Raw genomic sequence first — 2,730 nt, forward strand, 5'->3', positions numbered from 1 at the left:
CGAAAGAAGATGGGGCATCGGCGGCCTGCTGTCGTCGGGGTGATGCACAGGCTGCACCGCGGCACCCGGCCGGTCAAGCGGCTTTCGTTTCCGGGCGGATCACCGCGATCCGAACATCGACGCCGGTTCCCCGCCCTGCAAGGAACGCTTGCGCGCGAAGCCGGATCGCATAGAGTGATCGCCATCCAGCCGATGGAGAGCCCGGTGGCGCTCAGCATACGCCAGAACGAGATCCTCGAACTTGCCCGCGCCGAGGGGCGGGTGCTGGTCGAGGACCTGGCGCAACGCTTCGACGTGACCTTGCAGACCATCCGCCGCGACCTGGGCGAGATGGCGGGGGCGGGCCTTCTGGACCGCGTGCATGGCGGGGCGGTGCCGCGCGCCGGCGCGGTCAACCTGGGCTATGAGGCCCGGCGGCGCATGAATGCCGAGGCCAAGGCCGCCATCGGCGCGGCCTGCGCGGCGGAAATTCCCGACAATTGCAGCCTGATCCTGAACCTGGGCACCACGACCGAGGCGGTGGCCCGCGCCCTGATCCATCATTCCAACATCACCGTCATCACCAACAACATGAATGTCGCCAATATCCTGCTGGCCAATCCGGGCTGCGAGATCATGGTGACGGGCGGCACGCTGCGGCGCTCGGACGGCGGGCTGGTGGGGGAGCTCACCACCCAGTTCTTCGAGCAGTTCAAGGTGGATTACGCGGTCATCGGCACCTCGGCGCTGGACCATGACGGCGACCTGCTGGACTTCGACCTGGCCGAGGTGCGGGTCAGCCGCGCCATCCTGCGCCAGGCGCGCCGCGCCTTCCTGGTCACCGACCATTCCAAGATCGGCCGCCCCGCGCCGGCCCGCATCGCCAGCCTGTCCGAATTGGATGCGATCTTCACCGACCAGCCCCTGCCCCAGGACCTGCACCGGCGCTGCACGGAATGGCACACCGAAGTGCGGCTCTGCCCCCCGGCCGGCCAGATCGCGGACACCTGACCCCCTTGGGCCAGCCCGGCACGAATGGCCGACCAGCGCCGTGGATGACCGGATTCGCCAGTTCAAACCTGACCCTCCGGCGGTTGCGCGTGGCGATGAACCGGCCTCGCAGCCCGGACGATGCCCTAGCGGCCGCCCCTTGCGCCGGGTTCGGGCGAAAGGGCCGGGACCGGCATCCTTCGAAACCGGCCGGATCGAAGCGCAAGGCCCAGGCGCAGGTCGGGACAGGCCCCTTTCTGCACTACGGCCCGGCGGCGGGAACCCGGCGGCGGGACGGCCGGCTCAATCCTCTTCGCACATCTGCCGCAGCGCCAGTTCGATCTCGTGGCGGATCATCTGTTGCAGGTTGCGGCTGAGACGGTTGCCGATCTCGCCCTGAAGCTCCTGCCGGATCGCCTCGCGGATCATGCCGCGCAGGTGGGTGCCCTTTTGCGCATCCTTGTCCTGGGGCGCGAAAAGATGCGGCTCGCCGGTGTCGCGGGCCAAGGCTTCGGCCGCCTGCGCCTCGGCAGCCGGGTTGATAGGGGTCACGGAAGCATTCGCATGCAGCATGGTTTCCTCCATTTGCAGGATGGTGGTGGTCGGCGCCTCGGGCGAAGGGCCGGGGGGTTGGATGGTGGCTTCGATGTCGGCATGATCCGCCGCGGCTTCGGCGGCATCCACCCGCCCTGCCCGTGCCTCGGGCGCGGCAGGTTCCTCGGCCGGCGGCATGCGCAGCCAGTCGCCGAATATCCGCGGCTCCGGCGGAACGCCGGCTTGCGGGTCATTCACGGGCTCGGCCGCGACCAGGATACTGCTGTCCAGCACCAAGGGGGTGATTCGCGCCGAGGATGCCGGTCGGGGCAGCGGCGCAGTCTGCGCCGGCGGCGCCTCGTCCTGGGCCGGCGGCGCGTTCAGCGCCTGGTCCGGGATGCGGCAGCCCGCCCCATCCTGGGCGATGAGCCGGCGGATCGAGGCCAGCACGTCGCCGACATTGTCCGAGCCGGGGCCCGGCGCCGGTTGGCGCATCACCTCATGCTGCATGATGCGCCCCCCGGATCGAGGGCGGCGGCGTCAGTCCCTGCCGAGCGCGCGCAAGACGCGGTCGAGGCTTTCGCCCTGCCTGCTGGTAAAGGGTGCGTCCTGCACCGCATTGTAATAGGCCGATGGGTCATAGGTCGGTATCCCCAGTTTCAGGTTTTCCACCGTCAACAGACCCATAGCAGCCAGAAGTTGATAATGTGCTAATTGCAGATTGGCCTCGGCCGAGATTTTGTTCGCCCGCGCCTCGAGCAGCAATTGTTCGGCGTCCAGCACGTCCAGCGTCGTGCGCGCGCCCAGCGTCGCCTCTTCGCGCACGCCTTCGTAGGCCTGCTGCGCGGCGACGATCTGCTCGTCGATGGCACCGATCTGCGCCCGTGCCACGTCGATTCCCGCCCAGGACCGGCCGACCGCCTCGTCGACCTGGCGCGAAACCTGAAGCAGCCCGGCCCGCGCCTCGTCCCGCCGCGCCATCGCCTTGCGATGGGCCGAGGGCAGCCGCCCGCCGGAATAGATCGTCTGCGACAGGCTGAGCGAGGCGCCCAGCGTGTTGCGGGTCGATTCCTGCTGGCTTTGAAGCGACAGTTCGCGCGACCGGCCGATGCTGGCCTGGCCGGTCAGCGTCGGGTTGCGCTCGGCCGCGGCGGCGGCGACGCCCAGCTCGGCGGCGGCGGCCAGGCGCTGCGCCTGCAGGATCGCCGGGTGGCTGCGCTGGCCGAT

3 protein-coding genes are annotated in these 2,730 nt (G+C 69.6%); 1 reads left to right on the forward strand and 2 read right to left on the reverse strand.

What is annotated here, in order from left to right:
- The first annotated feature begins 204 nt into the window (after positions 1 to 204).
- Positions 205 to 990 (forward strand): DeoR/GlpR family DNA-binding transcription regulator, encoded by a 786-nt coding sequence (locus tag FE811_RS26350; RefSeq protein ID WP_072461456.1) that lies wholly within the window; start codon positions 205 to 207, stop codon positions 988 to 990.
- A 282-nt stretch (positions 991 to 1,272) separates the two neighbouring features.
- On the opposite strand, the gene FE811_RS26355 is transcribed toward FE811_RS26350, so the two are convergent.
- Together FE811_RS26355 and FE811_RS26360 are read right to left on the reverse strand one after the other, a co-directional pair.
- On the reverse strand, positions 1,273 to 2,013 hold the full coding sequence (locus FE811_RS26355) for a hypothetical protein (RefSeq protein WP_116223131.1): 741 nt from the start codon (positions 2,011 to 2,013) through the stop codon (positions 1,273 to 1,275).
- A gap of 30 nt (positions 2,014 to 2,043) precedes the next feature.
- On the reverse strand, positions 2,044 to 2,730 hold a 687-nt coding region (locus tag FE811_RS26360), incomplete at its 5' end, for a TolC family protein (RefSeq protein ID WP_181180987.1).

Source organism: Paracoccus sp. FO-3 (assembly GCF_006386455.1).
Classification (GTDB): domain Bacteria; phylum Pseudomonadota; class Alphaproteobacteria; order Rhodobacterales; family Rhodobacteraceae; genus Paracoccus; species Paracoccus versutus.

Bases quoted from the DNA above. Each gene is read 5' to 3' on its own strand.
- FE811_RS26355 (WP_116223131.1), bottom strand. From the start codon at position 2,013: ATGCAGCATGAGGTGATGCGCCAACCGGCGCCGGGCCCCGGCTCGGAC.